The 26,868-nt window shown below is 48.3% G+C and carries 30 protein-coding genes, 1 other RNA gene and 1 pseudogene; 15 read left to right on the top strand and 17 right to left on the bottom strand.

Annotated elements, in window-relative coordinates; translation table 11 throughout:
• Positions 1–7: 7 nt before the first annotated feature.
• Both B5D26_RS14795 and B5D26_RS14790 read right to left on the bottom strand, forming a co-directional pair.
• Complete coding sequence (locus B5D26_RS14795) at positions 8–616, bottom strand: SCO family protein (RefSeq protein WP_078746492.1); 609 nt, start codon at positions 614–616, stop codon at positions 8–10.
• 49 nt (positions 617–665) lie between these two features.
• Positions 666–1,133, bottom strand: coding sequence for a hypothetical protein (locus B5D26_RS14790; protein ID WP_078746491.1), 468 nt, complete (start codon positions 1,131–1,133; stop codon positions 666–668).
• A gap of 280 nt (positions 1,134–1,413) precedes the next feature.
• Between B5D26_RS14790 and B5D26_RS14785 the strand changes: the two genes are divergently transcribed.
• Positions 1,414–2,031: a hypothetical protein gene (locus B5D26_RS14785; protein WP_078746490.1), complete on the top strand. Its 618-nt coding sequence runs from the start codon at positions 1,414–1,416 to the stop codon at positions 2,029–2,031.
• A 108-nt stretch (positions 2,032–2,139) separates the two neighbouring features.
• On the opposite strand, the gene B5D26_RS16705 is transcribed toward B5D26_RS14785, so the two are convergent.
• Positions 2,140–2,301, bottom strand: a complete 162-nt coding sequence (locus tag B5D26_RS16705) for a tetratricopeptide repeat protein (RefSeq protein ID WP_407668541.1) — start codon at positions 2,299–2,301, stop codon at positions 2,140–2,142.
• On the opposite strand from B5D26_RS16705, the gene B5D26_RS16105 reads away from it, so the two are divergent.
• The gene (locus B5D26_RS16105) at positions 2,284–2,424 is read left to right on the top strand and encodes a hypothetical protein (protein ID WP_200810701.1); all 141 of its coding nucleotides are present in this window, start codon (positions 2,284–2,286) and stop codon (positions 2,422–2,424) included. The two genes, B5D26_RS16705 and B5D26_RS16105, sit on opposite strands and share 18 nt — an antisense overlap.
• A gap of 177 nt (positions 2,425–2,601) precedes the next feature.
• On the opposite strand, the gene B5D26_RS14775 is transcribed toward B5D26_RS16105, so the two are convergent.
• A complete protein-coding gene (locus tag B5D26_RS14775) occupies positions 2,602–3,321 on the bottom strand; it encodes a hypothetical protein (RefSeq protein ID WP_078746488.1) in 720 nt (239 codons plus the stop codon).
• 374 nt (positions 3,322–3,695) lie between these two features.
• On the opposite strand from B5D26_RS14775, the gene B5D26_RS14770 reads away from it, so the two are divergent.
• Complete coding sequence (locus B5D26_RS14770; RefSeq protein ID WP_078746487.1) at positions 3,696–3,923, top strand: DUF2442 domain-containing protein; 228 nt, start codon at positions 3,696–3,698, stop codon at positions 3,921–3,923.
• 111 nt (positions 3,924–4,034) lie between these two features.
• Here B5D26_RS14770 and B5D26_RS14765 read toward each other — a convergent pair whose 3' ends face one another.
• Genes B5D26_RS14765 through B5D26_RS14740 form a run of 6 tightly spaced genes read right to left on the bottom strand, consistent with a single transcriptional unit; the run spans position 4,035 to position 9,423 of the window.
• Complete coding sequence (locus tag B5D26_RS14765; RefSeq protein WP_078746486.1) at positions 4,035–4,490, bottom strand: nuclear transport factor 2 family protein; 456 nt, start codon at positions 4,488–4,490, stop codon at positions 4,035–4,037.
• 9 nt (positions 4,491–4,499) lie between these two features.
• Positions 4,500–5,270 (bottom strand): SDR family NAD(P)-dependent oxidoreductase, encoded by a 771-nt coding sequence (locus B5D26_RS14760; RefSeq protein ID WP_078746485.1) that lies wholly within the window; start codon positions 5,268–5,270, stop codon positions 4,500–4,502.
• Complete coding sequence (locus tag B5D26_RS14755; protein WP_078746484.1) at positions 5,270–5,833, bottom strand: DUF3833 family protein; 564 nt, start codon at positions 5,831–5,833, stop codon at positions 5,270–5,272. The genes B5D26_RS14760 and B5D26_RS14755 overlap by 1 nt, the downstream gene beginning before the upstream one ends.
• A 17-nt stretch (positions 5,834–5,850) precedes the next feature.
• A complete protein-coding gene (locus tag B5D26_RS14750) occupies positions 5,851–7,110 on the bottom strand; it encodes an SAM-dependent methyltransferase (RefSeq protein WP_078746483.1) in 1,260 nt (419 codons plus the stop codon).
• Positions 7,111–7,114: 4 nt separating this feature from the next.
• Positions 7,115–8,050, bottom strand: a complete 936-nt coding sequence (locus B5D26_RS14745) for a DUF1365 domain-containing protein (RefSeq protein ID WP_078746482.1) — start codon at positions 8,048–8,050, stop codon at positions 7,115–7,117.
• A gap of 26 nt (positions 8,051–8,076) precedes the next feature.
• Entirely contained in the window at positions 8,077–9,423 is a 1,347-nt protein-coding gene (locus tag B5D26_RS14740; protein WP_078746503.1) for an NAD(P)/FAD-dependent oxidoreductase, read from the bottom strand.
• A 150-nt stretch (positions 9,424–9,573) separates the two neighbouring features.
• Here B5D26_RS14740 and B5D26_RS14735 point away from each other — a divergent pair, with 150 nt between their 5' ends.
• The 4 genes from B5D26_RS14735 (at position 9,574) to B5D26_RS14720 (ending at position 12,900) form a co-directional block, all read left to right on the top strand.
• On the top strand, positions 9,574–10,215 hold the full coding sequence (locus B5D26_RS14735; protein ID WP_078746481.1) for a sigma-70 family RNA polymerase sigma factor: 642 nt from the start codon (positions 9,574–9,576) through the stop codon (positions 10,213–10,215).
• Positions 10,212–10,895 (top strand): ChrR family anti-sigma-E factor, encoded by a 684-nt coding sequence (locus B5D26_RS14730; protein ID WP_234985316.1) that lies wholly within the window; start codon positions 10,212–10,214, stop codon positions 10,893–10,895. Before B5D26_RS14735 ends, B5D26_RS14730 begins: the two co-directional genes overlap by 4 nt.
• Positions 10,896–10,996: 101 nt before the next feature.
• Positions 10,997–11,674 (top strand): fumarylacetoacetate hydrolase family protein, encoded by a 678-nt coding sequence (locus B5D26_RS14725; protein WP_078746480.1) that lies wholly within the window; start codon positions 10,997–10,999, stop codon positions 11,672–11,674.
• A gap of 101 nt (positions 11,675–11,775) precedes the next feature.
• Positions 11,776–12,900 carry an HD-GYP domain-containing protein gene (locus B5D26_RS14720; RefSeq protein ID WP_078746479.1) on the top strand — a complete coding sequence of 375 codons (1,125 nt, stop codon included), beginning with the start codon at positions 11,776–11,778 and terminating at the stop codon, positions 12,898–12,900.
• 66 nt (positions 12,901–12,966) lie between these two features.
• On the opposite strand, the gene rpiA is transcribed toward B5D26_RS14720, so the two are convergent.
• Positions 12,967–13,641: a ribose-5-phosphate isomerase RpiA gene (gene rpiA / locus B5D26_RS14715; RefSeq protein WP_078746478.1), complete on the bottom strand. Its 675-nt coding sequence runs from the start codon at positions 13,639–13,641 to the stop codon at positions 12,967–12,969.
• A 182-nt stretch (positions 13,642–13,823) separates the two neighbouring features.
• On the opposite strand from rpiA, the gene ilvA reads away from it, so the two are divergent.
• Entirely contained in the window at positions 13,824–15,335 is a 1,512-nt protein-coding gene (gene ilvA, locus B5D26_RS14710) for a threonine ammonia-lyase, biosynthetic (RefSeq protein WP_078746477.1), read from the top strand.
• Between the two features lie 393 nt (positions 15,336–15,728).
• Here the strand turns inward: ilvA and B5D26_RS14705 are convergent, their stop codons facing one another.
• From B5D26_RS14705 to B5D26_RS14690, 4 genes are all read right to left on the bottom strand, one after another.
• On the bottom strand, positions 15,729–16,346 hold the full coding sequence (locus B5D26_RS14705) for a 5-formyltetrahydrofolate cyclo-ligase (RefSeq protein ID WP_078746476.1): 618 nt from the start codon (positions 16,344–16,346) through the stop codon (positions 15,729–15,731).
• 16 nt (positions 16,347–16,362) lie between these two features.
• Positions 16,363–16,540, bottom strand: a non-coding RNA gene (gene ssrS / locus B5D26_RS14700) — 6S RNA.
• Positions 16,541–16,571: 31 nt separating this feature from the next.
• Complete coding sequence (locus tag B5D26_RS14695; RefSeq protein ID WP_078746475.1) at positions 16,572–16,901, bottom strand: cell division protein ZapA; 330 nt, start codon at positions 16,899–16,901, stop codon at positions 16,572–16,574.
• A complete protein-coding gene (locus B5D26_RS14690) occupies positions 16,894–17,106 on the bottom strand; it encodes a hypothetical protein (RefSeq protein WP_078746474.1) in 213 nt (70 codons plus the stop codon). Before B5D26_RS14690 ends, B5D26_RS14695 begins: the two co-directional genes overlap by 8 nt.
• Positions 17,107–17,287: 181 nt before the next feature.
• Here B5D26_RS14690 and B5D26_RS14685 point away from each other — a divergent pair, with 181 nt between their 5' ends.
• The 7 genes from B5D26_RS14685 (at position 17,288) to ahpF (ending at position 25,672) form a co-directional block, all read left to right on the top strand.
• Positions 17,288–17,860, top strand: coding sequence for a UPF0149 family protein (locus B5D26_RS14685; RefSeq protein ID WP_078746473.1), 573 nt, complete (start codon positions 17,288–17,290; stop codon positions 17,858–17,860).
• A gap of 56 nt (positions 17,861–17,916) precedes the next feature.
• Entirely contained in the window at positions 17,917–19,266 is a 1,350-nt protein-coding gene (pepP, locus tag B5D26_RS14680) for a Xaa-Pro aminopeptidase (RefSeq protein ID WP_078746472.1), read from the top strand.
• A 31-nt stretch (positions 19,267–19,297) separates the two neighbouring features.
• A complete protein-coding gene (gene ubiH, locus B5D26_RS14675; RefSeq protein WP_078746471.1) occupies positions 19,298–20,626 on the top strand; it encodes a 2-octaprenyl-6-methoxyphenyl hydroxylase in 1,329 nt (442 codons plus the stop codon).
• Positions 20,627–20,690: 64 nt separating this feature from the next.
• Positions 20,691–21,980: an FAD-dependent monooxygenase gene (locus B5D26_RS14670; protein WP_234985314.1), complete on the top strand. Its 1,290-nt coding sequence runs from the start codon at positions 20,691–20,693 to the stop codon at positions 21,978–21,980.
• A 70-nt stretch (positions 21,981–22,050) separates the two neighbouring features.
• Positions 22,051–23,265, top strand: a complete 1,215-nt coding sequence (locus B5D26_RS14665; protein WP_078746470.1) for an adenylate/guanylate cyclase domain-containing protein — start codon at positions 22,051–22,053, stop codon at positions 23,263–23,265.
• A gap of 171 nt (positions 23,266–23,436) precedes the next feature.
• A complete protein-coding gene (gene ahpC, locus B5D26_RS14660; RefSeq protein WP_078746469.1) occupies positions 23,437–24,000 on the top strand; it encodes an alkyl hydroperoxide reductase subunit C in 564 nt (187 codons plus the stop codon).
• 79 nt (positions 24,001–24,079) lie between these two features.
• Entirely contained in the window at positions 24,080–25,672 is a 1,593-nt protein-coding gene (gene ahpF, locus B5D26_RS14655) for an alkyl hydroperoxide reductase subunit F (protein WP_078746467.1), read from the top strand.
• A 61-nt stretch (positions 25,673–25,733) separates the two neighbouring features.
• On the opposite strand, the gene B5D26_RS14650 is transcribed toward ahpF, so the two are convergent.
• Both B5D26_RS14650 and B5D26_RS14645 read right to left on the bottom strand, forming a co-directional pair.
• Positions 25,734–26,213, bottom strand: a complete 480-nt coding sequence (locus B5D26_RS14650; protein WP_078746466.1) for a DUF2867 domain-containing protein — start codon at positions 26,211–26,213, stop codon at positions 25,734–25,736.
• Between the two features lie 57 nt (positions 26,214–26,270).
• Positions 26,271–26,735: pseudogene (locus tag B5D26_RS14645) on the bottom strand (GGDEF domain-containing protein); the annotation flags it as partial.
• Positions 26,736–26,868 lie beyond the last annotated feature (133 nt).

Below are 26,868 nucleotides of genomic sequence, written 5' to 3'. Positions count from 1 at the left end.
AGCATGGCTAGAGCTGCTGTTTCAGTGCCGCTAGAATCTGAGCCGGATCACCAGAATGCGGCACCGTTGCTAACACTTTTCCATCACTATTGACGATATAAAACACCGAGGTGTGATCAACGGAGTAGCCCATCGCACTGCCTTCTAACTTAACCTTTTGGTAGAAAGCACCATACTGGCGCGACAGTGCTAAAATCTGCTCTGGTGTGCTGGTCAAGCCAATAATATTGTCGTGAAAAAACTTGCTGTATTCTTTCAGGTGCTGCACTGAGTCACGTTCTGGGTCAACACTGATAAAAATGCCCTGAAAGCGCTTCAATTCATCATCACTAAGCTGTTTAAAAGCATGTGCCAGCACCGACAAGGATGTTGGGCAGATGTCAGGGCACTGTGTATAACCAAAATAGATCACCGCTAGCTTATCGGGATGAGCACTTAGCTGATAATCGCCATCGGCTGATTGCAAGGTGAAATCACCACCTATGTTGCTCTGGATCTGTTCAGCTTGTTGCTTTTGTTGCCAGTTTTGGAATGCTTCCATACCTGTAACCAGCGCCACAACAGGCACCAGCATCATCAGTGCTTTAAGAAAATGTTTCTGAAATTGTTTAAACATCAAATGGCCTTTTAATTTTGAAAGTTAAGCGTCACAAGAATCGACCTTATTAAAGCTGAATGACATCAAAATCAAACCAAATTTGCTGTTTACCCGTCGCAGTCTCTAAATCAATACGCCCACGCCAAGGCATTACACGTTCGGTACAGACACTAATAGTGCCCGTAACGCTGAGTGTTTTTTGATCAATGCTAGGCTGCAAACTGTATTGATGTATCCCCATATACATATTGCGTCCGGTCAATGCCAATGAGGCGGCCTTAAGCTGTAAATCATCTGCCAGCACCTCAAACTGTACGGGCTGCAACGCCAAAACAGGCCAAGGAGATACCGACATACGAATCGACAATCCCGTATCCAGCTGAATAGTGCACTGCCCGTCTACAATCACACAGCCGGGTATAACCGACTGATCGACCGACATTAATGCCCGTAGGTGGCTGCCTAAATAAAGCACCATCACCAACAAGGCGATAAGGGTTAAACCCCATAAAAATTTCATTTGATTGGCAGACATAATGCGCCCCAATTTTATTTCGGGGCAGTGTAGCGAAAAAGCCCTCTGCTGCCGTGTGACCAATTGACGCATCGGTTCTATAGCCGCATTTCAACTTGATTGTTAGCAGTTTGACGCCTCCCTCCACTCAACCGAGCTAATAATGGGAGGATTACCCATCTCTTCTGAATACCCTGCGACTCGCAGGAGCATATAGACACTGGAGTAGACATTTGGAGTGTGTGATAATCGTTGAAACCCAGACAACATCGGCATTACAGACACAATACACAGGAACCCCATGCCACGTAATTATGTGAATCAAAGCAAAATCGATCATGATTTTGGCTGGCTGAATGATCAGGCCACCAACGCTGAGAGTTATGCTGATTTCACTTCCAGAGCATCGCTGGAGAATGTGGCGCGTGCAGCAAAAATGTCACTGGTTCCCGGCTATCGCTTGATTAGAGTGGTAGATGACGCAGATCATTTCTCTATAGTGTTGCTCTGCGACACAACCAAAGAGATTGTGTACTTTGTAAAATGCCATATATGGGAAGATGTTGTCCTTAACAACAAACCACTGACTCAGGTGATGCTGTGGCGTACAGCGGTGATTAAGCACCGTAGGGTTACGTCTGGTTTTGCTGAGGATCTTTTCCGCCTATATCTGTTAGAGCGTTACAGCATTATCGCCAGTGACTCCTGCCAAACTCGTGAGGGTCGTGATTTTTGGGTTCGTCAACTGGGTTACGCGCTGGAGTTTGGTGAGTATATTTACCGATATGATCGTATTGCGGGTCAATTGCAGGCGATTACCGATCATGCAATGGTGATTAACAATGCATGTGACTTATGGGGCGATGATGCAAGGTATGAGAATATTCTGGCGATCATCTCTAAAGACCCGCTCAATTAGGGCACCTAAAGGCCATGCACATTCTTAACATGACCTGTTCCGTAGCCGCCCGTTTATCCTATCACTGCGCCACTTTACCCTTAACCCACCCCGCCTATCAGGTCGTGCTCAGTGTCTCGTTTGGGCCAGCTTCACTTGTATAGCAGCTAAATTTTGGCGGCTGCTTTGGGTATAAGGGTGATCTTCACCTAAACGCTTTGCCCTAATTTTTAAAGCCAACAACATCTGTTCTTCAGACTTTTGGTATTGGCCTTGAGAGTAATAATTGATCGCCAGGTTATTGCGACGTGTGACGACAACCGCCAGAAAGCCCTTTCGCTAGGCGCAAACGACACCATGACCAAGCCAGAGATTGGTAAGTTGGTGAATATGGTGGATGGTTTCTTACTGTAGGCGAGTACTGAATTTCATTAAAAACGCTGCTTTATAATAGCGGCGTTTTTTTGTTTTCGACAACTACACACTACCTTTTTTCTAATGAAAATGCATTGCTCAAGCTGCTATACGCGGATATGTTGAAGGCGTTTGTCTTTAATAAATAGGCGACATAAAACTATGAACACCCTCCACTTATTTAGTACATCCTATTCTTTTGCATAACCAACATTTTAATTTATCAGTTTCAGGCAGCAAGCTACATGAGTTTTTTATAAAGCTATAGCTCTTATCATATAAGCTAATGAAGGTTGTGTTTTCTAAATCACCAATTCCTTGATTTAATAAGTCGTTCAAATCAGCCCCCATTAGTATATCATTTTCTTTTTTAGCTTTTTCGAGCTCTTTTTTTGAACGCTGTATTAAAGCCTCTCTTGAAGGTAAGCTCTTCCTATTCCTTGGTATATGGTTCTCATTTATTGATATGGGATAACGACCAGCCCAGAGACTACATATTTGCCATAGTTCAAGGTATCTTATTTCAAGAGGAGTAAGTTCAATATTTGTTTGACCATAAAGCTTTATTAGATTGTGCCCATCCTTGCCCCATGAAAGTTTGCCTTCTTTTTTGAAAGCATCATCAAGAACTTTTTTATCAAGCAACAAAATAGCTTTAACCATATTTTCCAGCGAAAAGCCAATTAGCATTCGCTCAGTACCAGCGCTCCAAAAAGGAGTTTTTAATAGCGGATCTCTTTCATTGTTATCAAAGCTAATTACTAGTTTTGAATTCTCAAATAACACCTGATAAGAAGACTTTAAATTGTGTGCTGTATTTATCCATGAAATAGGCTTTGAACAGTAATATTTTTCAAAATCCCATACATCCCTAACTGATACATAATTATTTTCCATAATATATAACTCTCCTAACTATTAAGCGGTTATACAGGTGATGAGGCCATGACTATGAGCCGTTTATTGAACCGCAGCAGGACTCAAAAAGGAGAATTGGTTTTAACAAGACATTTTCCCTGTCAACCTGTAGCTTATCTGCGAGTTATTTTGGCCTGTTCCGCGCCTCAGTCTCTCGCTTGGTTCACTATTTTTTTCTAATAAAGCATTCTTTTACCTCTTTTCTAGTGTGCTGGCAACGGTTGCACCTTGGGTTGTGCTTTCTTACATTGTCAGAGGATAAGAAAATGGATTGAAATGTGGCGCACCCAAAACTTTCACAAGGTTGCCCCTCTTGAATAGCAACAGCATCACAAAACTGGGAGTCATGTGTTATGAAACTGCAGGCTTTTGAACACAAAAAACAGTACGTTTTTGTATTGGAGTTTGAGGATCATAGTCGTGTTGAGGCTGATCTATCGTCTCTGTTGGCAGATTATGTTGAGCCATCAGCCATTAAAACAGCACAGATTGATCCCGACTGGGGATGTTTGATGTTTAAAGATGGCATGGTCGATATAGAGCCTAAAACGCTCTATAAATTTGCGATGAAAAATCAATGACTTTTCGAGGGCTTTATATCAGCACCTCTGTTGCATCAGTGACCTGTTGGATTGAGTATTTTGGACTCTCTATTTGAGTGTAATGCCCTCCGTAGCCGCTCGTTTATTCTCTCACTGCGCCACTTTACCCTTAACCCACCTTAATACCCGTCCTAAAAACGGCAGTTTTTCATAGAAGTGTTCCGCTGCATCCCAGTAGTCGATATGGCGCTGCACTTGGCCTTGTGCATTTAGGGTGATTTCACTGATTCCTGAAAACTGCCACGCGCCTAGGCTTTTCAGTTGGCCGGTGAATTGCCATTTAACCAACCAAAGTTGTTGGTCTTGGCTCAGTTGTTGTTCGATCTGAAAGCAGGGCTGCTGCACTTGTTGATGAAAGTGATTCAGCATTTGGCAAAACGCCTGTGGGCCGTTGATCTGTTGAAAGGGGTCTTTGAACAGAATATCAGGGGCGACAATGGCTTGGATCTGTTCAGGGGTTAAGGGTGTGGTGTGGCTGCTCCGTTGCTGAAACAGTTGAAAATACTGCTGTAGGCTGTGTTGTGCGGGGGTTAAAGGGGTTGGCATCGGTGTTCCTTACACTTTGGTGCGTTGATGTACCCAAGGGAAAAAGAATCGGTCGGGCAGCCATTTTAAAACTTTCATCAATAGCGACATCTGCCAAGGGAAGACGATTTCAAAGCGCGAGCTGTTCAGCCCTTTGATGATCTGTTGGGCGGCGGTTTCGGCGCTGATTAAAAACGGCATGGCAAAGCGGTTTTTGTCGGTTAAGGGGGTTTTAACAAAACCGGGGTTGATCAGGCGAATATCCACGCCTTGGCCGTAAAGTTCAACCCGCAGTGATTCGGCTAAGTTGATCAAGGCGGCTTTGCTGGCACCATAGGCGCTGGCGGTGGGCAGTCCTCGATACCCCGCCACTGAGGCAACAATGGCGATTTGAGGCGAGGTTGCGTGCACCACGGTTGATTGGCTGTACAGCGGCAACAAGTGCTCTAAAGCGTAGGCGACGCCCATCACGTTGATCTGCAACAGTTGCTGCACGGTTTCAGCTTTAAACTCACGCGCCGCCATCGCTTGATGGGTGCCTGCGTTTAAGATGACTCGATTGGGTAGCCCCTCCTGTTCGAGCATCTGTTGGATGGTGTGTTGCACCTGTTGCGGCTGGGTCATATCGCATGGCAGGGCAACCACGCGACCTTTGAGGGTGCGCGCTTTTTGTACCACCTGCTGTAACTTATCGAGATGTCGGGCGCTGATGATCACCGTTGCCCCTTTACGAGCGTAAGCCAGTGCCAGTGCTTCGCCAATGCCTTGGCTGCCTCCGGTAATCCAGATGAGTTCTTTCATCACAAAGCCTCGGGGCGGAACAGTTGGTGGGGCAGTTTTTGAAAGCAAAGCACCACTTCACCCACCACAAAGCCAAATTTGCTGACTTTGGCATGACCCAATAAACAACCGTTGGGCATAAGGTGCAGGTAGTCTTTAAAGTTTAAGCGGATGGTTTGTCCGGCAAAGGGCAGGTTCAGTTGATAGCGCCAAAGGCAGGTGGTGGCTTCGATTTTGCCCTGCGCTTGGCCGACAATATCCCCCGCTGTGCCGCTATACTGCTGTGGTGCCGTGGGGGTGATCTGCCATGTTCGGGTTTGGGTTTCGCCCGTGTGGTAGTAAAAGTCTTCGTGCAATTCAAAATGTTGGGTTTGCCAACGTCCGGTTGCCAATACGATAAACTGTTGTTTCACTTGGCCTTTTCGATCACGAAACAGCCCCCAGCCGCTGGTCTCCCCAAGGAAATAATCCTCTAGTTTGAGTTGCTCAGGAAACGCAGAGTCCTTCAGCGCCAAGGGGGGCGTGCTCTGGTCGCTGTGCAACAAGGTTTGCCAGCAAGGGTCTTGTGAGTAAACGGCCTTCATGATTCACCTCCTGCCCATTAGGCGGGTTTATGCAGGCGGAAGAGATAGACGTTGATGCGCTCATGGCGGAAGCCGCTCTCGCAGTAGCACAGGTAATAACGCCAAAGCCGTTTGAAGCGCTCGTCAAAACCTTGTGGGGCAATAGTGGGCCAAGCGGCCTCAAAATTGTCGCGCCATGCGGCCAGCGTGGTGGCGTAGTCCTGCCCAAAGGCTTGTGCATAATCTAAGGTTAATCCTGCTTTCTCAGCTTGTTGCTGCACAATCTCTGGAGTCAGTAACATGCCGCCAGGGAAGATATAACGCTGAATAAAGTCGGCATGGGTGCGGTAATACTCAAAACGGTCTGGCGCGATGGTGATCACTTGAATCACGGCATTACCACCGGGTTTTAAGTGGTCGTATAAGGTGTTGAAATAGGTCGGCCAGTGTTTTTCACCCACGGCTTCTAACATCTCGATGGAAACAATGCGGTCGTATTGGCCTTTCACTTGTCGATAGTCGGTTAGCGACACTACGGCGGTTTTGTCGAGTTTACGTTTGGCTAAGCGTTCACGACTCCACAAAAGCTGTTCTTGCGATAGGGTGATGCCGTGATAATCGGCATTGGGATAAAAGCGTAATAAACGCTCGGCAAAGCCACCCCAACCGCAACCCACCTCTAATACTCTGGCGTCATGCGCGGGGGCTGACAGTTCTAAAATACGGTCATATTTGTATTGCTGGGCTTGTTGCAGTGTGGCTTTGTCATGGGGATAAAGCGCAGATGAATAGCTCATGGTGGGGTCTAGCCACTGTTCGTAAAAGTGGTTGCCCAAATCATAATGGCTGGCGATATTGCGGCGGCTCCCCCGTAGCGAGTTGTCATTTAAGCGGTGCAGCAGGTTGTGCAACCAGCGACCCGATGGGCTGCCAGAGAACAGGGTCTGCAAAGCGGATTGATTATGCAGCGCCCACTCGGTGACTTGCAGCAGATCAGGCGATGCCCAGTCGCCATCAACATAGGCTTCACCCCAACCCAATAAACCCGAAAAGAACACTTTGCGCACGGCGGCGGCTCGCTGCAATGTCACTGTGGGCGTGGGTACATTGTCTTGTTCATGGCCTAATAGCAGATGCTGGCCGTTGGGCAGCACCAAATGCAGTTGGGTTAAGGGGGCACTTTGTAAACGTTTAACCAACCAGCGCCACAACGGGGCTTTAACCTCAACCGTCGAGTTGATGTGCAAGCGTTGAGCGGCGCTGGGTGCGGTAGTCGAAGAGGCGCTTGGAATTAGCATAAACTTAACTCTCTTTAGCTGGCGATTGAGCGGTTGAGGGGCTGCGGTGCAGTCGGTTCGACATTGGGCAAACCTGAGCCTTGGGTGGTGAAACATCTTGTCCTAAGGTTGCACTGCGTGTGCGCGCTTGTGCTTTCTCCTGTGCATTGCGTTTCACTAAGGGCACTTTTTTCAGCCATAGCCGTAGGGCTTCCCAATGAATGCCAATGATCACTTTGTAATTGAACAGTGGGCGAGTCAGGCTGAGCTTTAACAGTGCCCAACGGCTGAAGGTTTGGCTTTTACCCGTGAGTGTTGCGTTGAGCAGTAGCCCATTGTCATCTTCAAGCCGAATCAGCACTTTTAGCTGTGCTTGGGGCGGTGCGATACGAAACTTGTATTGGCACTGCATATTGATAAAGGGCGAAACAAAAAAAGATTTCTGTGCTTGATGACGCAAAGCCCGCGAGGGGGCTTCAGCTATAGGCGCAAGATCTGGCAGCGCTTGCCCTGACACCACATACACATGACGCCCGCCAAAGGTGTTGCTGACTTGGTAGAGCGTGGCAAACAGTTGGTCTTGGTCGTTGTAGCAGAAAAAAATCGACAGCGGATTAAAGCTATAGCCTAAGTGGCGAGGCATACAGAGCAGCTCAATGCGAGACGCCACAGGGCACTGCTGTTGCTGCAACAATTGCTGTACATGTTGCTCAAGGCTTTGACCGGCTTCGGCCACATAGTCTGCATCATACAGGCTGAACAGTGCGGCTCGATTCCAACCAAAACCCGTTAAATGGCGATCCAGTTGCGCCAGCTCAGCCAAATCAAATAGAAAGGTCGCTACTTGATAGGTGAAACGATGATCCACAGGTTGAACACGATGGTGCATCACGGTGCTGTAGTACCAACGGCTGTTGTACGCCTGTAGGTCAAGGGGTTGATCAGATCGAGTCGGTTGCATCGCTCAGTCTCCTTCTAAGCAAGTGTTCAAAGAACAGGGCTATGCTTGGCTTGCACTGAAGCTTCAGGCCAGTGGATGCGCCCTGAAGCGTTCGCCACTTGCCAAGGGCGTTTGGGTGCGCCTAAGGCTTCTGCCACTGCAAGCCCCGATTGCAGGCCATCTTCATGGAAGCCATAACCAAAGTAACTGCCACAGAACCAAGTGTTGCGTTGCCCTTGTAGTTGATACAGCAGTTGTTGTGCAGCAATCGCCTGCTGGTTAAACAGCGGGTGGTCGTATAAAAAGCTGCTGTGAATCAGAGACTCTTCCGGCTCAATGGGCGGATTCAAGGTCACAATCAAGGGCTGTTCCGTTTGAATCGGTTGTAGTTGGTTCATCCAATAACTGACCGCCAAACTATCGCTGTTTTCACCATAGCCCGACAGATAGTTCCAGCTAGACCAGACCTTTCTATTTTTAGGCAGCAGGCGCGTATCGCTGTGTAAAATCGCCCGATTGCGCTGATAACGAAATGCGCCCAGTAACTGCTGTTCTTGCTCGCTAGGGGTGGCGAGTAGTTGAAGCGCTTGGTCGGCATGACAAGCCAATACCACTGCATCAAACTGGCGGTGATCGCCTCGTGAGTCCACCACCTCAACCCCTGTTGCATGGCGAATCACCTGTCGTGCGCCTAAGTTGCAAAAAGCAGAGGGCTGAATCTGCGCCACCAGTTTGCGTACATATTCACGACTGCCGCCCGTGACCGTGCGCCACTGCGGACGATCTTTCACTTGCAACAAACCATGATTGTCACAAAAACGGATAAAGCTTAACGCAGGATATTGCAGCATCTCAGTCTTAGGGGTTGACCAGATAGCAGCACCCATTGGAATCAAGTGTAGGTCACGAAGGGCTTCGCTGAAGCCTTGTTGCGCTAAAAGCTGACCAAGGGTTGTCTCTTCCGACAAGGTTTGGTGCCAAGTGGGTGACTCCCGATAAAAGCGCAAAATATCCAGCAGCATACGCCAAATTTTGGGGTTAAAGCAGTTGCTGGCAGAAGCAAAAATACCTTTTAAGCCATTGCCGTTATACTCAATTGCACCCCCTTCGGCAGAGACACCAAAGGACATCTCTGTGGCGGTGGTTTCAACACCAAGGTGAGCAAAAAGCTCGGTTAAATTGGGATAGTTCTTGGGGTTGTAAACAATAAAACCCGTATCGACAGGCACTGTGCCTGAGGTTGTTTTGGTGACGACGGTATTGGAATGACCACCAAAACGATCATCCTTTTCAAATAGTGTGACCGAGTGTGTTTTGCTCAGTAACCATGCGCAGGAAAGCCCTGCGATACCTGAGCCGATCACGGCAATATTGTTAGGGTGCGTCTGTGTCATGGTGTGCTCTCGTATCATTCAAAAACCTTGTTGGCTTGTACGCGAGTGGTTTTGAAATAGATCACCGGAGCGGGCTGAAAAAAATGCCACTCCGGTTTGATCCAAAATAGCTCCATAATCGTATAGAGGCTTAACAACAGGAGAGATCAGATGGACAGTCGTTTAACAGGCGCCACTCAAGAGATTGCGGCCAAGTTGCCGCCCTCTACTGAATCTGCCCATTGGAATCAGATCTTGACCTCCCTTGGGCAGCAGCACGATAAGCAGCAGTTTATTGCGCTTTATGAGTATTTCGCCCCCAAGGTTAAAGCCTACTTGCTGCGCTTTACTAGCGTGGATGCACAGGCTGAAGAGCTGGCACAAGAGACGTTGCTGCAAGTGTGGCGCAAGGCGCATCTTTATGATGCCAGCAAGGCCGCAGCCTCTACTTGGATTTTCTGTTTGGCGCGTAACATTTGGATCGACCTGCAACGCTCTGCAAAACAGCGCATCGAACAAAACCTCGACTTTTATGACGATCTGTCCCTGCTGCAAGAGCAACAAACCGTACAGGAGTCCGGTGGTATTGATGAACCTGAGGCCGCCAATTTGGCACAGCGATCTAAACAGCAAATTGCCGAGCTATTGCGAGGCTTACCTGCGCTGCAAGCCCAGTTGGTTTACAAATCGTACCTTGAAGGTAAAAGCCACAGTGAAATTGCCGCAGACTTAGAGATCCCCATCGGCAGTGTCAAATCGGGGTTGAGATTGGCGTTCAAAAAGCTGCAACAGTCATTAGGAGTTTCATTATGATGTCCCCTAAACACCATCCAGATGAAGCCACCTTGCTGAGCTACGCCGCAGGCAGTTTAAGCGCGGGCGCGAAGCTACTACTCGACTGCCATTTGGCCTGTTGCGAGAGTTGTCAGCGCAAAGTCGCGCAGGTTGAAGCCTTCGGTGGTGAACTACTACAGGCCATTCCCAGTGCGGTGATGCACCGTTCGATTGATCAGCTATTGGCAAAACTCGACACGCCAGAGCAACTACAAGCCTTGCAAGACGGGCAAGCCAATGTCAAACCTCATGCCCCTGAGTGGCTGCCGGAGTGGGCTCAACAGCTATCGCCTTGGTTAGACCATGAACAAAAAGATAAAGACCTCTGGCAGCGGGTTGCGCCGGGGATCAGTCAAATTCGTTTTGACCATGAGCGTTTCGCTGCGGATAAGGCGGTGCGTTTATTACGGATTGCGCCAGGTACTTGTATGCCCAAACATGGCCACAGTGGCAGCGAGCTGACCTTGATTCTGCAAGGTTCATACAGTGATGAGACAGGGCGTTTTTGTGCAGGTGATGTGGCCGACCTTGATCCTGATATCAAACATCAACCGATTGCAGATCGGGACACCCCCTGCATCTGCCTGATTGTGACCGACGCGCCGTTGCGCTTTGAGGGTTGGATTCCAAAGTTGATGCAACCATTTTTTGGCTTGTAATCACTTGATTCAACTGTTTTAAACACAGAACAATTATGATGTTAGAACCTATTTAGTGAGCGTATTATGATGCGGTTATCGTCAAGAGTTAGGACTTGAATATGCCATTTACATTACATTGGGCAGATCAAAAGAAAACGCCTTGGAACTTAGGTAAGATTGTTTGTATTGGCCGTAACTATGCGGATCATGCCAAAGAGCTGAACAACCCCATTCCGACTGAACCTTTGTTGTTCATCAAGCCGTCAACCGCAGCGGTAGATATCACACAACCTTTTGCTTTACCGCAAGGTAAAGGCGAGTGTCATCATGAAGCTGAAATTGCGTTGCTGGTGGGGGATACTATCAGCAAGGTTAGCCCTGAAGATGCGATGCAGTATATTGCAGGCGTAGGCTTAGCCTTAGATCTGACCTTGCGAGATCTTCAATCCAAGCTTAAAGAAAAGGGGCATCCTTGGGAGGTTTCAAAAGCCTTTGATGCCTCTGCGCCACTCTCTGGTTTTTTGCCTATAGAGTCTTCACTGCCAGCGTCATTAACTATTAGTTTGCGTGTAAATGGCCAGCTACGCCAGCAAGGGAACAGTGGCATGATGCTGACGAGCTTCCCTGAATTGGTCAGCTACATCAGTCAGATTTTTACCCTTGAAGCAGGGGATGTGATTCTAACTGGTACGCCTGCGGGAGTAGCGGCACTGCACGAAGATGACCAATTTGAATTATCACTGCACGATCACACCGAGCAACTGTTACTAAGTGTAACTGGCTTAGTTAAACCCTGATAAGGGTCAACAGCTGGTCGACTAGGCCCTGATGGCACTGGCTATCAGGGCTTTTCTTTTATATTGATAGCACTTGCTTATATTTTTTGCCCGAGGGTGCTATGCAGTATTTCCCAAGCCAATGGCATCAATACCAACAAGAAGACCATTTGGATGGTAAGTTGAAAGCTGTGGTTAAACAGCTCTCTATACTATGCCCTGAGGTTGAGCGTTTCTCGGTGGCAGTTTATGACGCACAAACCGATCAGCTCAGTACTTACTATTCTACTAGCAGTGCTGATGAAGCAATTACCCGCTATCAAGCCAAGCTAAGCGACGTACCTTCATTACAGATGCTAAGAGACAATAGAGTCCCGCGTGTTATTAATGAACTGCTCAGCCTAGAATCTCATGATACAGAGCATAGTCAGCGCTTACTGTCTCAAGGCTGGCGCTCCAGCTATACCGTGCCGATGTGCTATAGCGATCGTTTTATGGGCTTTTTATTCTTCAACTCAAAAAAGCCAGATGTATTTATCGGTGAGCAGTTTTTGCATATCGAGCTGATCAGCCAGCTGATTACGCTGTTAATACATGATGAGTTAACGCAGACCAAAACCTTAAAAGCAGCCTTAAAGTCGGCATTGGCGCTAACCTCTGGCCGAGATATTGAAACTGGACAACATCTGGAGCGCATGGGTTATTACTCACGTATTATTGCCCATCAAGTTGCAAGCCAATACGGTGAAAATGACCAGTTTGTTGAGCAAATCTTCCATTTCGCACCGGTGCATGACATCGGTAAAATTGCGATCCCTGATCACATATTATTAAAACCTGCCAAGCTTGATGCCAGCGAATATGAGCTGATGCAAACCCACACTTTAAAAGGTGCGGCCATGCTGGAAGATATCCTGCAACATCATGGCCTTGATGATGGCGATCCCTGCCGGATATTGCGTAACATTGTCCTGTCCCACCATGAGCTTCTCGACGGCAGCGGTTACCCCTTCGGTTTGGAGGGCGATGACATTCCTTTAGAAGCACGAATTGTGGCGGTGGCCGATATTTTTGACGCGCTGACCTCTAAACGCCCCTATAAAAAAGCTTGGCAAAATGAACAAGCATTAGAAACCTTACAGCAGATGGCGGGGGAAAAACTCTGTGCTGATTGCGTGCAGGCCTTAGTCGACAAGATGGATGAAGTGGAGCAGATTCAAGCGCTGTACGAAGAGAGTTGTGTGTGATGTGCAGATGAAACCTGAGCACTTCATCCCAGCGAGCCGCTAGGATGAAGTTCAGCGATGCAAAATCTAATCAGCCGTAATACGCTTCACGCCATCTGCACAACCTAACAACAGCACGTCAGCAGGACGCAAGGCAAACAAGCCGTTGGTCACCACACCTGTGATATTGTTGATTTTCTGCTCAATGCTAAGCGGATCATCAATCGGGAAGTTATACAGGTCTAAAATCACGTTACCGTTGTCGGTGACAAATCCTTCACGATAGACCGGATTTGCGCCCATTTTCACCAACTCACGCGCCACATAGCTGCGCGCCATTGGGATCACCTCTACGGGCAGCGGAAAGCCCCCCAGAATGTCGACCTTTTTGCTTTCATCGGCAATACAGATGAACTTAGTGGAACAAGCCCCGATGATTTTTTCACGGGTTAAAGCACCGCCACCGCCTTTCACCATATGCAGGTGTGCATTCACCTCATCTGCACCATCCACGTAAACCGGAACTGTGCCAACACCGTTCAGATCATACACCGTAATGCCATGTGCTTTTAAACGCTCGCGGGTGGCTTCTGAACTGGCTACTGCACCATCAAAATCCAGCTTGATGGTGGCCAGCGCATCAATAAAGAAGTTTGCCGTTGAGCCTGTGCCCACACCGACAATGCTGTCTTTATCAATGATTTTTTTAACTTCTTCTAACGCTGCTTCTGCAACGGCTTTTTTCAGTTCATCTTGCGTCATGGAGGGTTCCGGCCTGAAAAAAGGTGTCTGTGCACCTGTTTTAAACAAAATTCGCCAACAAGCGGCCTATTATACGGGCTTAGGCGGGTAAGCTGTAGACGTTATCTTACTGTTGGGCATAAGATAGTCGGCTTGAGTTAATTTAGCCTATAAAAATGTTGTTCAGAGAGTGAAATAAAAAAATGTTGGAACGGTACGTAAAAAGAATCCTGCAAGCACAGGTATATGATGTGGCCATCGAAACCCCGATGAGTGAAGCCCGTTTCCTTTCCAAACGCATGAACAACACTATTTTGATTAAACGGGAAGACCTTCAGCCTGTTTATTCGTTCAAACTGCGTGGCGCTTATAACGCTATGGCACAGCTTACCGAGGAAGAAAAAGAGCGGGGCGTTGTCACCGCTTCAGCGGGCAACCATGCTCAAGGTGTGGCAATGGCGGCCAAGCAGATGGGGATCAAAGCCACCATTGTGATGCCTAAAATTACCCCTGAAATTAAAGTGGCTTCAGCCAAAGCCCGTGGCGGCAAGGTAGTGTTAAAAGGTGATTCTTTTGACGAAGCGGCGGTCTATGCCCGTCAATTGGTGGAAGAAAAAGGCTATACCTACATTCCACCTTACGACCACCCAGAGGTGATTGCGGGTCAAGGCACCATCGCAATGGAGATGTTGCGCCAGCACCCTGCACACATTGATGCGATATTTGTACCCGTGGGTGGCGGTGGTTTAATCGCAGGCATTGCCGTTTATGTGAAATACCTGCGCCCTGAAATCAAAGTAATTGGTGTTGAAGCGGAAGACTCTGCTTGTTTAAAAGCAGCTCTTGATGCTGGTGAGCGTGTGATACTGGATCAAGTGGGGATCTTTGCCGAGGGGGTAGCCGTTGCTCAGATTGGTGAAGAACCTTTCCGCATCGCACAGCACTTTGTGGATGATGTGATCACTGTGACCACCGATGAGATCTGTGCCGCAGTGAAAGATATGTTTGAAGATACCCGTGCAGTGTCAGAGCCATCTGGTGCGCTCTCTCTGGCAGGCTTGAAAAAGTATATTCAGCAAACGGGTGCCGAGAGCCAAACCCTGCTGTGTATCAACAGCGGAGCCAACACCAACTTTGATCGTTTACAGCATATTGCTGAACGTGCTGAATTGGGTGAAAAGCGTGAAGCTATTCTTGCGGTCACTATTCCAGAGCGTACAGGCAGCTTTAAGCAGTTTTGCAAAGTGATTGGCCGTCGTATGGTCACTGAGTTCAACTATCGCTATGCCGATAGTGAGCAAGCGCGTATCTTTGTAGGTGTACAGCTTAAAGACCCAGATGATCGTGCAGAATTGATGCAAACTTTGATCTCTGAAGACTATCCCGTTATTGATATGAGTGATAACGAGATGGCGAAGTTACATATTCGCCACTTGGGGGGTGGTCATAATAGCGAGATTCAAAATGAGCAACTGTTCCGTTTTGAGTTTCCTGAGCGCCCAGGGGCATTGTTAAACTTCCTAACGAACTTAGGTCAAAACTGGAATATCACTTTATTTCACTATCGCAACCACGGAGCGGCATACGGTCGTGTGTTGATCGGCATGCAAGTGCCGGAAGAGGACAAAGAAAAAGTCTCCGAATACCTTAACCGTATCGGTTATCGCTACTGGGATGAAACAGAAAATCCAGCGTACAAGCTTTTTTTAGCATAGAAAATAACGACTTAGCTTTGCTTGAAATAATAGGTGGAAAAACAGGTTTGACTCTTGCATAAAACCAAGTGCAAACCTGAATAGCTTGCCACCTGCAAATGCCAACTGAGTGCATAAGGTGTATGTAAGGTATCAGTTGCAAAGCGAAAGATGACACTTTAAATTATTGCGGTATTTTAATTTTTGCACTACGCAAAATGAAGCCGACAACATTTGCAGGGAAAGAAATGATGAAGCGTAAAAGTCCTGATCTGGTAACGGTGCTAGTACTGGTATTTGGATTAGGTATTGTTGTGACGAGCTATGCACAAGGACTGCTGTAGGCTTGTTCAACCATCCTGTTACCAGATAAACCCGTCAATATTGACGGGTTTTTTTGTACTTGATTCAGCCTCAAGCAACATAAAGTGCCTGATCACTGGCAACCGCATGTAGAGGAATATCCCAACTGGCGATAGGTAGCTTATCAACCTTTTGGCACTCATGGGCTAAGCCTACTAATACAGGTTTTCCCGCTATGTGTTGACGCATAAAAGCAAAAGTACGGTCATAAAACCCGCCGCCCATACCCATGCGACCTCCTGCCGGATCAAATGCTACTAGTGGTAATAAAACCAGATCAAGTTGTTTGGCAGTACAGCGGTTTTGCTTGCGATTACCAAAATTTTTGATTTTAGGTTCTGATATACCAAAACGGTTTTTGCCCATTGGGGTTCGCTTGTCATAGCGCACAAACCAAAGTCGATTAGTTACCAACGGCTGTAATACAGGCAAGTAGCAGGTTTTTCCCATCTGTTGGGCTTTTTGAATCAAAAGTTGAGGATCTATTTCACCATCACTGGCGAGATAAAGCGCAATACGCTTCGCCCGCAAGAAGAAAGGTTGGCGAATTAATAGGCGAAATAATCGTTCAGCAGCTTGTTTCTGCTGTAATGGTGATAATGCCCGACGATTATGGCGCATGGCGCGACGTAATTGGTTGCGTTGATTGAGATCTGTGCTGATGGTCATAATGAAGGGACTTTGATAAGTCCCCAGAGTGCCGCTGCCGTCGTGGCCCTTGAACCGAACGGCTCAAGGTGGTAGTTATCGAGATGCCTAAGGCTTTCCGTCAAGCGGACCTGCTCACTGGCACCCGCGGATAACTTCCGGGGTTAGAAATTAGGCTCGAGGACATTAACAGCTGGCAAACACTCCAGGTACATAAACGGATTTTAACTGATCTTTTACAGAATGTCAGGCGGCATTAATTTTGCCATCATCTTGACGCAATGCCGCCAAGGCTGCACTCAGTTTGTCATTGATACGATTCAGTTGGTCGTTTGAGTCGGCCTGAGCTTGGCTTTCATTCTGGTTCAGCATTTCATAGGCAATATTCAGTGCGGCCATAATCGCAATGCGCTCGGTGCCGATCACTTTGCCACTTTCTCTGATCTCACGCATTTTCTTATCAAGGTATTTGGCAGATTTTAACAGGTCTTCCTGTTTATCTTCCGGACAACCGACAACGTAGCTGCGCTCTAAAATTTTAACTTCCAAGGCATGTTTGTTCTGTTGGTCACTCATGATCTGATTCCGTTGCCCCTAAGCGGCTTAAAAGAGTGCCGACTTTTTGCCCGATCTGTTGTTCTTTCTGTGTTAACGAAGCGATTTGCTCAGATTGCGACAAAACCTGTTTTTTCAGGGCGTGATTTTGCTGTCTTAGCTCTAAACAGAGTAAGCATAGCTCATGTAATTGCTCTTCCAAGAGGTTTAAGGCGTCAGTATCCATAAAATCAGCTTTGTTTCAGATAATATCAGTACTATAGAGCGGGGATTGTAACTGGTCAATTGACGTGAATGAATACTAACCCACTGACAAAAGAGCTTTTTCTGTTCAAAATATAGAAATAGTTCGAAAATTAACTTTATTGACCTGCCATTGGCATCCAAAACCTAAAAAGGCACTTTTTATGACTCATTCTTCGCAGCCTGATTTCTCAATCATCAGCGATCTTCTCTTACGTAATGGTTGCCTGCACTCGCCTGCGGAACTGCATGGTGATCTTTGTGGGCAGCTATGTGCTGGTCGTACACCAGACTTGAGTGCTTGGTTGTTGCAAGCGATGCGTTTTATTGAAGTTGAAACCTTAGATTCAGCAGAGTCTAAAGTTGAGTTGGCGGATTTATTAGAGCAAACAGAAGCAGGACTAAAAGATCCAGAGTTAGGTTTTAAGCTGTTAGTGGCCGATGACGATTTCTCTTTAAATGAGCGTATGCAAACCTTATTGGAGTGGTGCGAAGGTTTTCTATCCGCTCTAGCTGACAATCAACGGTTCAAAGCAGGCCAGTTGTCTGAGGAGCTCAAAGAGGCTTTAGAAGACTTAGAGCAAATTGCCAGCATGACAGACCCGCTGGAAGATGACGAAGCCAACGAGCAAGACTTCTTCTCTGTGGTGGAGTATGTGCGCATGACCGCTATGTTGTTGTTCAGCGAGTGCCAAGCTGATAAGCCAGCCGACAATAGCGCCAGCGTACTGCAATAAGCTTTGCGTAGGTTTCGGTTACCCCTTTTGTTTGCATGAGAGTTAGGATTCTGTTGATGAAAAGCAACAAGCCCATAAGCCAAGCCGAGTATCATCAACGCCGTCTCGCGTTGGTAGAACAGTTGCCGGAAAACAGCCTCGTTGTGATTCCTGCGGCAGAAACCTGTTATCGCAATCATGATGCAGATTATCGTTTTCGACAGAACAGCGATTTCTATTACTTAACAGGGTTTCCTGAGCCAGACGCTTGGCTAGTGCTGAGTTACCGTGTCCTTGAAGCAGACAAAGCGCCCTGCTTGCAGAGCACCTTGTTTTCGCTGCCTAAAGACCGCGCCCAAGAGATCTGGACGGGTTATCGCATCGGCCAAGCGCAAGCGCAAGAGGAGTACGGTATTGATCAGGCGTTTACTCTTGATCAACTTGATGCCCAGTTGCCGAAGCTGTTAGACGGTGTGGAGCATCTGTACTACCCCATGGCAGGGGATAATGCGCTTAGCCAGCGAGTGAACCAATGGTGTCAACAGGTGCGGCAAAAAGCTCGACAAGGGGCTGTTGCGCCAGAACAACAGCATAATCTGCTGCCGCTGTTACATGAGATGCGCTTATTTAAAAGTGCAGCAGAGCAAGACATCATGCGCCAAGCGGCAGAAATTTCGGCTCAAGCGCATTGCCATGCGATGCGTGTGTGTCGGCCTGATATGATGGAGTATCAGCTAGAAGCTGAGTTTTTATATCAGTTTATGCAATCGGGCAGCCGCTCTGTCGCGTATAACACCATCGTTGGTGGTGGCGACAATGCGTGTGTATTGCACTATGTCGAGAACGATCAGCCGTTAAAGAAAGGTGACTTAGTGTTAATTGATGCGGGTTGTGAACTACACAACTATGCCGCTGATATTACGCGAACCTTTCCGGTCAGCGGGCGCTTCAGCTCAGAGCAGGCCAAGCTGTATCAAGTGGTATTAGACGCGCAACTGGCCGCCATTGAACAAGTTAAACCAGGTTTAGATTGTCATGCGCCGCATCGTGCTGCGGTACAGGTTTTGACACAAGGCCTTCTTGACTTAGGGTTGCTGCAAGGTGAATTAGAAACCCTGATTGCCACAGAGGCTTATCGTCGTTTTTATATGCACGGCACAAGCCATTGGTTAGGGTTAGATGTGCATGATGCAGGGCGTTACAAAATCAATGGTCAATCGCGGCCATTGGCAGAAGGCATGGTATTAACCATTGAGCCGGGGCTGTATATCGCACCGGATGATGAAAGCGTTGAAGCCCGCTGGCGTGGTATCGGCATTCGTATTGAAGATGATGTTATCGTTACCGCTACGGGTGCCGAAGTGATCACGGCTTCAGTGCCTAAAACCATCGCGGATATCGAAGCACTAATGTTAAATATTGGTTGATTAAAACCGTTAAAAAGAGAGCCTGCCCGTTATGAGCACTGCAACCCACGACAATCTAGAACAATTTGATATCGCCATTATAGGCGGAGGTTTAGTGGGTGCCAGTTTAGCCTGTGCGCTGGAAGGTTTTGCTCGTCAACATCAATGGTCTATTGCGGTGATTGAGGCGGTGCCGATGCCTGAAATCACCGAAGGCGAAACGCCTGAAAGCTTTCAGCCCAGTTATGATGCACGCTCTACTGCGTTGTCTTGGGGCACCAAACAAATTTATGATCAATTGGGCTTATGGTCACAGTTGGCGCCTCATGCCGCTCCAATTAAGAAAATTCATGTCTCAGACCAAGGCCACTTAGGGGCAACCCGTTTAAATGCCCAAGATCATCATGTGGATGCATTGGGTTATGTTGCACCTAATCAATGGCTTGGGCGGGTTTTGCTGCAAGCAGTACAGCAGGCGCAGCATCTGTTTTGGTTTTGCCCCTTCACCGTAGAACGTATGGATGTTGGTGCAGGAGAACATCTTTTGCATCTAAACGATTCACAAGGGCTATCACGTCAAATTGCTGCCAAACTGGTGGTATTGGCCGACGGTGGACAATCTAATCTGAAGCAGCAGTTACAGATTGTCGACCGCCAGCAGCCTTATGAACAAAATGCGTTAGTGTGTAACCTGACCTTAAGCCAGCCCCATCAGAATGAAGCTTTCGAGCGCTTCACACCCTCTGGCCCAATGGCATGGCTGCCGCTGACTGCGCCTAAAGATATCGCCCTTGTCTGGACTGTACCGACCGATGAAATTGAAACGGTAATGGCTCTAACCGATGCCGAATTTGCACAACGTTTGCACAAGCTATTTGGTTATCGTCTTGGTGCGGTTGAGAAAGTGGGGCAGCGTTATCAATATCCGTTGACCTTAGTGCGTGCCACTGAGCAGATTCGCCCCGGCTTAGTGGTATTGGGTAATGCCGCGCACTATATGCACCCCGTTGCAGGTCAGGGCTATAACCTAGCTTTACGGGGCGTGGCCGACTTAGCCGACACGCTGAATAAAGCCGCCTTGGCACATCAACCATTGGGTGATTTAGCAGTTTTGCAGGGTTATTTGGCAGGCCGACAAGCCGATCAAGACAGTGTGATTGGTTTCAGTGATGGCCTGATTCGCCTATTTGCCAACCACAATCCTGTGCTGGGTCATCTGCGGGCAGGAGGTCTAATGTTGTTGGATCGTTTAACACCTGCCAAGCGCTGGTTTGCCCGTCAGGCGATGGGCATTGGTGGGCAAGCGGTACGCTTACAGCCTGTACAGTTGGCATCGTCAGTGCCTGTTGATCCGAGAACATCTGCAAGTCAGCCGACTTAGCCTGCTCAGTCGATAATTTAGTTTTTGAACGCTTTTCGCTTAATGATTGAACACGAGGCACAACATGGCATCACAGCAACACTCAGTGAACTCTGAACCCATGCACTCTGACCAAACTCACTATGACCTCATTATTGTGGGCGGCGGCATGGTGGGTGCGGCCATTGCTTGTGGTTTGGCTCCAACAGGTATGCAGATTGCGGTGCTGGAACAGTCTGAGCACGCGCCTGTTTGGCAGGCCGAAAAGGTTGACCCTAGAGTGAGTGCGCTAACTGAAGCCTCGCGTACTTTTTTAGAACATTTGGGCGTTTGGGCGCAGATGCCGCTGTTGAGAGTCACGCCTTACCAAAAGATGAAAGTTTGGGAAGCAGATGGTACAGGGCATATTGAGTTCAGTTGTGATGATCTGTTTGCCGAAAACATCGGCCATATCGTCGAAAATAGCGTCACATTAACCGCGCTACTTAACAAGATGGCAACCTACGCCAACGTGCAACTGTTGCGCGGAGTACAGCTTTTGGGCATTACCGAAGCGGCATCACAAGGCTTAGGCACGCAGCGCAGCGTATTACTGGCCGATGGTCGTCAACTTAGCGCCCAACTGCTTGTTGCCACCGATGGCGCTCGCTCAAAACTACGGGAGTGGGGCAACTTTGAAACCCGTGAATGGGACTATGGCCATAATGCCATCGTCACCACTATTCAGCTTGAAAACTCACATCAAGGTACCGCTTGGCAGCGCTTTATGCCTACTGGGCCTTTGGCGTTATTGCCGATTACTCAACAGGGCGATGATCATTACTGCTCAATTGTCTGGTCAGCGACCGAAGAGGAAGCAGAGCGCCTAATGGCACTGAATGAAAGTGAGTTTTGTGCAGAATTGGGACTGGCCTTTGAACATCGCTTAGGCAAAGTATTAGCCTGCGACCCGCGCTTTAGCTTTCCACTTCGCCAGCGCCACGCTAAACAATATTGGCACAACAGCTTAGTGTTAGCGGGAGATGCAGCTCACACCATTCACCCATTGGCAGGGCAAGGGGTCAATTTAGGTTTGCTGGATGCGGCTACTCTTGTTGAAGTTTTAACTCAGGCTTGGCAACGTCAGCAACCGCTGGGCATAGGTCAAACCCTGCAAAAATATCAGCGTCGTCGTATGCCTGATAACCTGAAAATGATGGCCTTAATGGAAGCCTTCAAACGCCTATACGGCCCGGTGCCCCTACCCCTACGTTGGGTGCGTAATCTGGGCATGAACATGGTTAACAATAGCCCATTGATTAAAAAGCAGCTATTACGCCAAGCCTTAGGTGAGCGTGATGGTTTGCCGGACAGTGCACAAGTACATCTGGCTTAAGCTTGTTTTAAGCTCGACTGGGTTATTGTGATGCCACTTCGACATCACAACCGTGAACGGGTACAAAGAAATGGATAACTTAGGTCTGTTTACCGTAGAACAGCGCATCAAAGGTAAGCAAACGCAAGCGGTGGTGCTGGAGTTACTCTCCAATAGTATCCACTTTCCACTGGCGAACATCATTTTAGAGATGTTGTTAGTGGGGGCGGCTAACTACGTTCTTGAGCCAGACTTTTACATCATGCTGTTAGCTTGTTTTTTACAAGCGGCCTGGCTCGGCCATCGACAGTTTATTGGTAAGCCGATGCCTTTTATCGGCAACCTAGTTGGCCCCGCTGTGTATAGCTTGATTGAAGTATCGCTAGATGGTGCCGAGTTTTGGGAGGCACCTCATCATCAAGCCTACTGGGTATTTGCGCTGATTGTGGGCAGCTTGCAACAGATTCAACTTTACCTACCTAAAATCATAAGGGTGTACGTTTTACTGGCCGAACACCTAGCACGCACCTCTATTCTATTGGTTATGTATGCCATTTTTGAATGGCACGAGAAACCCTTTATTAACTCCATCGAGTTGTTTTTAGAGGACGAAAGCCATCAGTTTGTTTCTATAGTAATTGGCTTATTAGGCTTAGTGGTGGGGCTTGGTTATTGGTCGGCACAGCGTTATCTGGAGACCTTGCAGGAAACCGCTGCCCAACTGCGTATTTACTCTGAGTGGCTATTAGGCCGCGATTTGCTGGATCAAGCGGTTTCCAACAATCAAGTGTTAGGCTTAAGCCGTAAACAGCGGGCGGTGCTGTTTATGGATGTGCGTGGCTTTACAGCTTGGTCAGAACGGCAGTCACCTGAGCAGGTCGTCTCTATGCTGAATCAATGCTTTACCGCCGCAGAGCCGATTTGTGATCAGTTTAAAGCGATCAAGGTAAAGCACACAGGCGATGAAATAATGGCGGTGTTTGCCGATCCAGAAACCGCAGTGCTTGCGGCCAAACAGATGCAACAAGCCGTACAGAATATCCTAAAACCCTATGACCTAAGTGCAGGGTGTGGCGTGCATTATGGTGAACTGGTTGAAGGCTTAATAGGTGGTGAAAAACTACGCAGCTACGACATTATTGGCGATACGGTTAATACGGCCAAACGCCTGTGTGACAATGCCAAAGGCGGTGAGCTATTGGTCTCAGAACCTGTGTTTTTGGCCTATGGCGAAGATGAGTTAACCTTACAACGGCAGATTAAAATGAAGGGCAAACAGCAATTGTTTAGCGCTTATTTGATCTGAGCGATCGATCCTGCCCACTCAAATTTTGTACAAATATTGATAGTCTTTACCTATCAATATGATCACTACAATCAATTATACCAATCCTAACGCTCTCCCTAAACTACAGCTGTTCTCAACGAAAAGCCCACCACAAGGGCGAATGATCCCAAGCGTTTAGGAGTTTTTATCATGGCAAGCGTTAACTCAACTGTACAGGCTTTTACCGCAGCAGCGTTCCACAAAGGTCAGTTTGTGACGGTGACAGAGGAAAACCTAAAAGGTCAGTGGTCGATTGTGTTCTTCTACCCAGCAGACTTCACTTTTGTATGTCCAACAGAGCTGGGAGATTTAGCCGACCATTACGCTGAATTCCAGAAAATGGGCGTAGAAGTGTACTCGGTTTCAACGGACACCCACTTCACGCACAAAGCGTGGCACGACAGCTCTGATACCATCGGAAAAATTGAGTACCCGATGATTGGCGACCCAACGGGTACAGTGACCAATAACTTTGGCGTGATGCGTGAAGGCCAAGGCTTAGCCGACCGCGCAACCTTCGTGATTGATCCACAAGGCGTGATTCAAGCGGTTGAGATCACCGCAGAAGGGATTGGTCGTGATGCGTCTGAGCTGATGCGCAAAGTGAAAGCGGCGCAGTATGTCGCAGCACATCCCGGTGAAGTTTGCCCAGCAAAATGGAAAGAAGGCGAGGCAACATTGGCGCCATCTTTGGATCTGATTGGCAAAATCTAAGCCTGCTCAATCCACACCTGCGGCTAAGCCGCAGGTGGCAACGCCCCCTGATACGGTTTTCTCTCACAGGAGTTTGATCATGTTAAACGATACCCTGCTGCAACAACTGCGCACTTACTTACAGAATTTGAAAAGCCCTGTTGAGTTGATCACGCTATCAGACAACAGCGCTAAAGCTGAAGAGATTCGTACTTTAGCGGAACAGATCGCGGCCTTGTCAGATCAGGTCAGTTGGCAAGAGCAAGCGGCTACAGAACAGGAACGCCAACCCAGCCTGATTGTGAAAAGCGTTGCCACTGGTCGACAAGTTCAGTTTGCAGGCGTGCCCCTAGGACATGAGTTCACCTCGTTGGTGTTGGCGTTGCTGCACAGCGGTGGCCACCCGATGAAGCTTGAAGCCGAGGTGATTGAGCAGATTAAAAATCTGAAAGGCAGTCTGCGCTTTGAAACTTATATCTCGCTCAGCTGCCACAACTGCCCAGACGTGGTGCAAGCCTTGAACATGATGGCCTTGCTGAACCCGAATATTGAACATGTGATGATCGACGGCGCGCTGTTTCCTGAAGAGGTCAGCCGTCGCAACATCATGGCGGTGCCATCGGTTTATCTCAATGGCGAAGTGTTTAGCCAAGGGCGCTCTAGTCTGGCTGAGCTTTTGGCCAAGCTGGATCAAAACGATGATGACGCCCAAGCCGCCAAGCTTAACCAAAAGCCCGCTTTTGATATGTTGGTGGTGGGCGGTGGGCCAGCGGGTGCCTCAGCCGCTATCTATGCGGCGCGTAAAGGCATTAATACCGGACTGGTCGCCAGTCGTTTTGGTGGCCAAGTGCAAGATACGGTCGGTATTGAAAACTTTATCTCGGTCAAGGCCACCGAAGGGCCAAAACTGGTGGCACACTTAGAGGAACATGTGCGGGATTACGATGTTGACCTGATGCCCCATCAATCGGTGAGCGCCATTACCCCCGCCCATGAAGTCGGTGGTTTAATTGAGGTCACACTCGCCAATGGCGCGGTGCTGAAAAGTCGCTCGGTCTTGCTGGCAACAGGCGCGCGCTGGCGCGAGATGAACGTACCCGGTGAGCAAGCCTACCGTGGCAAAGGCGTCGCCTACTGCCCTCACTGCGACGGCCCACTGTTTAAAGGCAAAAAAGTGGCGGTGATTGGCGGCGGCAATTCCGGCATTGAGGCGGCTATTGATCTGGCGGGTATCGTGCAACATGTCACTGTGTTGGAGTTCAGCGATACCTTGCGTGCCGATGAAGTGCTGCTGAGAAAAGCGCGCTCAATGGCCAATATTGAGATCATTACCGAAGCCCAAACCACCGAAGTGTTGGGCGATGGCGAAAAAGTGATCGGCCTTGCGTATACCGACCGCCGTAACGGTGAAGTGCATCAGGTCGAACTGGCGGGGATTTTTGTGCAGATTGGTTTAGTGCCCAATACGGAGTTTGTGCGTGACACTCTCGCCTTAAATCCACGGGGCGAGATCGTGACGGGCGCGAAAGGCGAAACCAATGTGGCGGGTATTTTTGCCGCAGGGGATGTCACCGATTCCCCCTTCAAGCAGATCATTATCGCAATGGGTGATGGCGCCAATGCCGCACTGGGCGCATTCGATTACCTGATTCGCACGCCAGTGCCAGTCAATGAAAAGGCCGTTGCGGCTTAGTCTGAGATCAAAGCCAGTCCATAGCGGGCTGGCTTTTGGTGTATTAAGTACCTAGCAGGTTTTAAGAGAGGGCTTTCAACGAGCTTGGCACAATTCGTTTATGAATAGGAGCCACCACCCACATATACAGCCGCCCCAATCGGTTATGTACCTTTACCACTGTTGTGGCATGTACGGTTGCTGTCTCCCCTTTGGCCTCAATGAGAAAAGAGACTCGCACATCAAGGTGTTGGTCTCGATCCTCTAGCACAACCTCTGCCTCACTGTTGCTCACCAAAGTAAAAATCCCAATTCGATCACCTGTCTGATAATGACCAGGCGCCACATCTTGAAATCGTCCCAAATGCTTTAAGCCAAGCTTAGCGGCAATTCGGTTTCTCATGTTCATCAGGAATGCCACCCAAGCGGGGGTTTGTTTGGCAATTTCAAGGTAGATATCAAGCGCCGTTTGCTGCCGATAAGGAATGTCGCGCGAGAAACTATCTGCAAAATAAGCCCCTTGGGCGTATTCATATAGCTGGGAGTGCTTTGGTATGTCCATTTTGTCTCTCCGATAGGTATAAGAATACGCCCTTACCGACCGATAAAGTCCGTATTGTTATGCACAACGTACCTGACAACGGCCATTGTCCTTGGCTTTATAAAGGAAAGTATCTGCTGCGATAATCGCATCATTCAATCCCTCTTCTGTTTGCACTGTGACCACGCCAGCGCTGAGGCTGATATAGATCTGCTGTTCTGATATTGATAGAGGTTGGGTGGTTAGCACTTTATTTAACGCTTGTAGCCGTTGCGCCAACTCAAACTCTGAGGCAATAGACATCAAAGCGAACTCCTCTCCGCCCAAACGTGCCACCAAGGCTTCTGGCTCAAAGTGCTCCGAGAGCAGTTGTGAGATTTGAATCAAAACATGATCACCCACATCATGCCCAAATCGGTCGTTGACCTGTTTAAAAAAATCTAAGTCGATAAGTGCCAAGGTTTGCGAACCTTGTTGTAGGCGATGGCGGGACTCTTCAAAAAATGCCCGTCGATTGGAAAGACCTGTCAAGGTGTCGGTATTGGCTTGTAAGCGAAGCTCTTTCTGTGACTGCTCCCCGCCCTTTCGGGCGAGGCTTCCAACTTCTCAGGCAGCAACCGGCGCGTGGCCGGATTTACGCAAGCCTCCATTGGCAGGAACCGACAGTCCTTCGGCC

This window comes from Oceanospirillum multiglobuliferum (assembly GCF_900167095.1).
In the GTDB taxonomy this organism is placed as follows: Bacteria; Pseudomonadota; Gammaproteobacteria; order Pseudomonadales; family Halomonadaceae; genus Oceanospirillum; species Oceanospirillum multiglobuliferum.
This window is presented reverse-complemented; position numbering and strand designations above follow the sequence as displayed.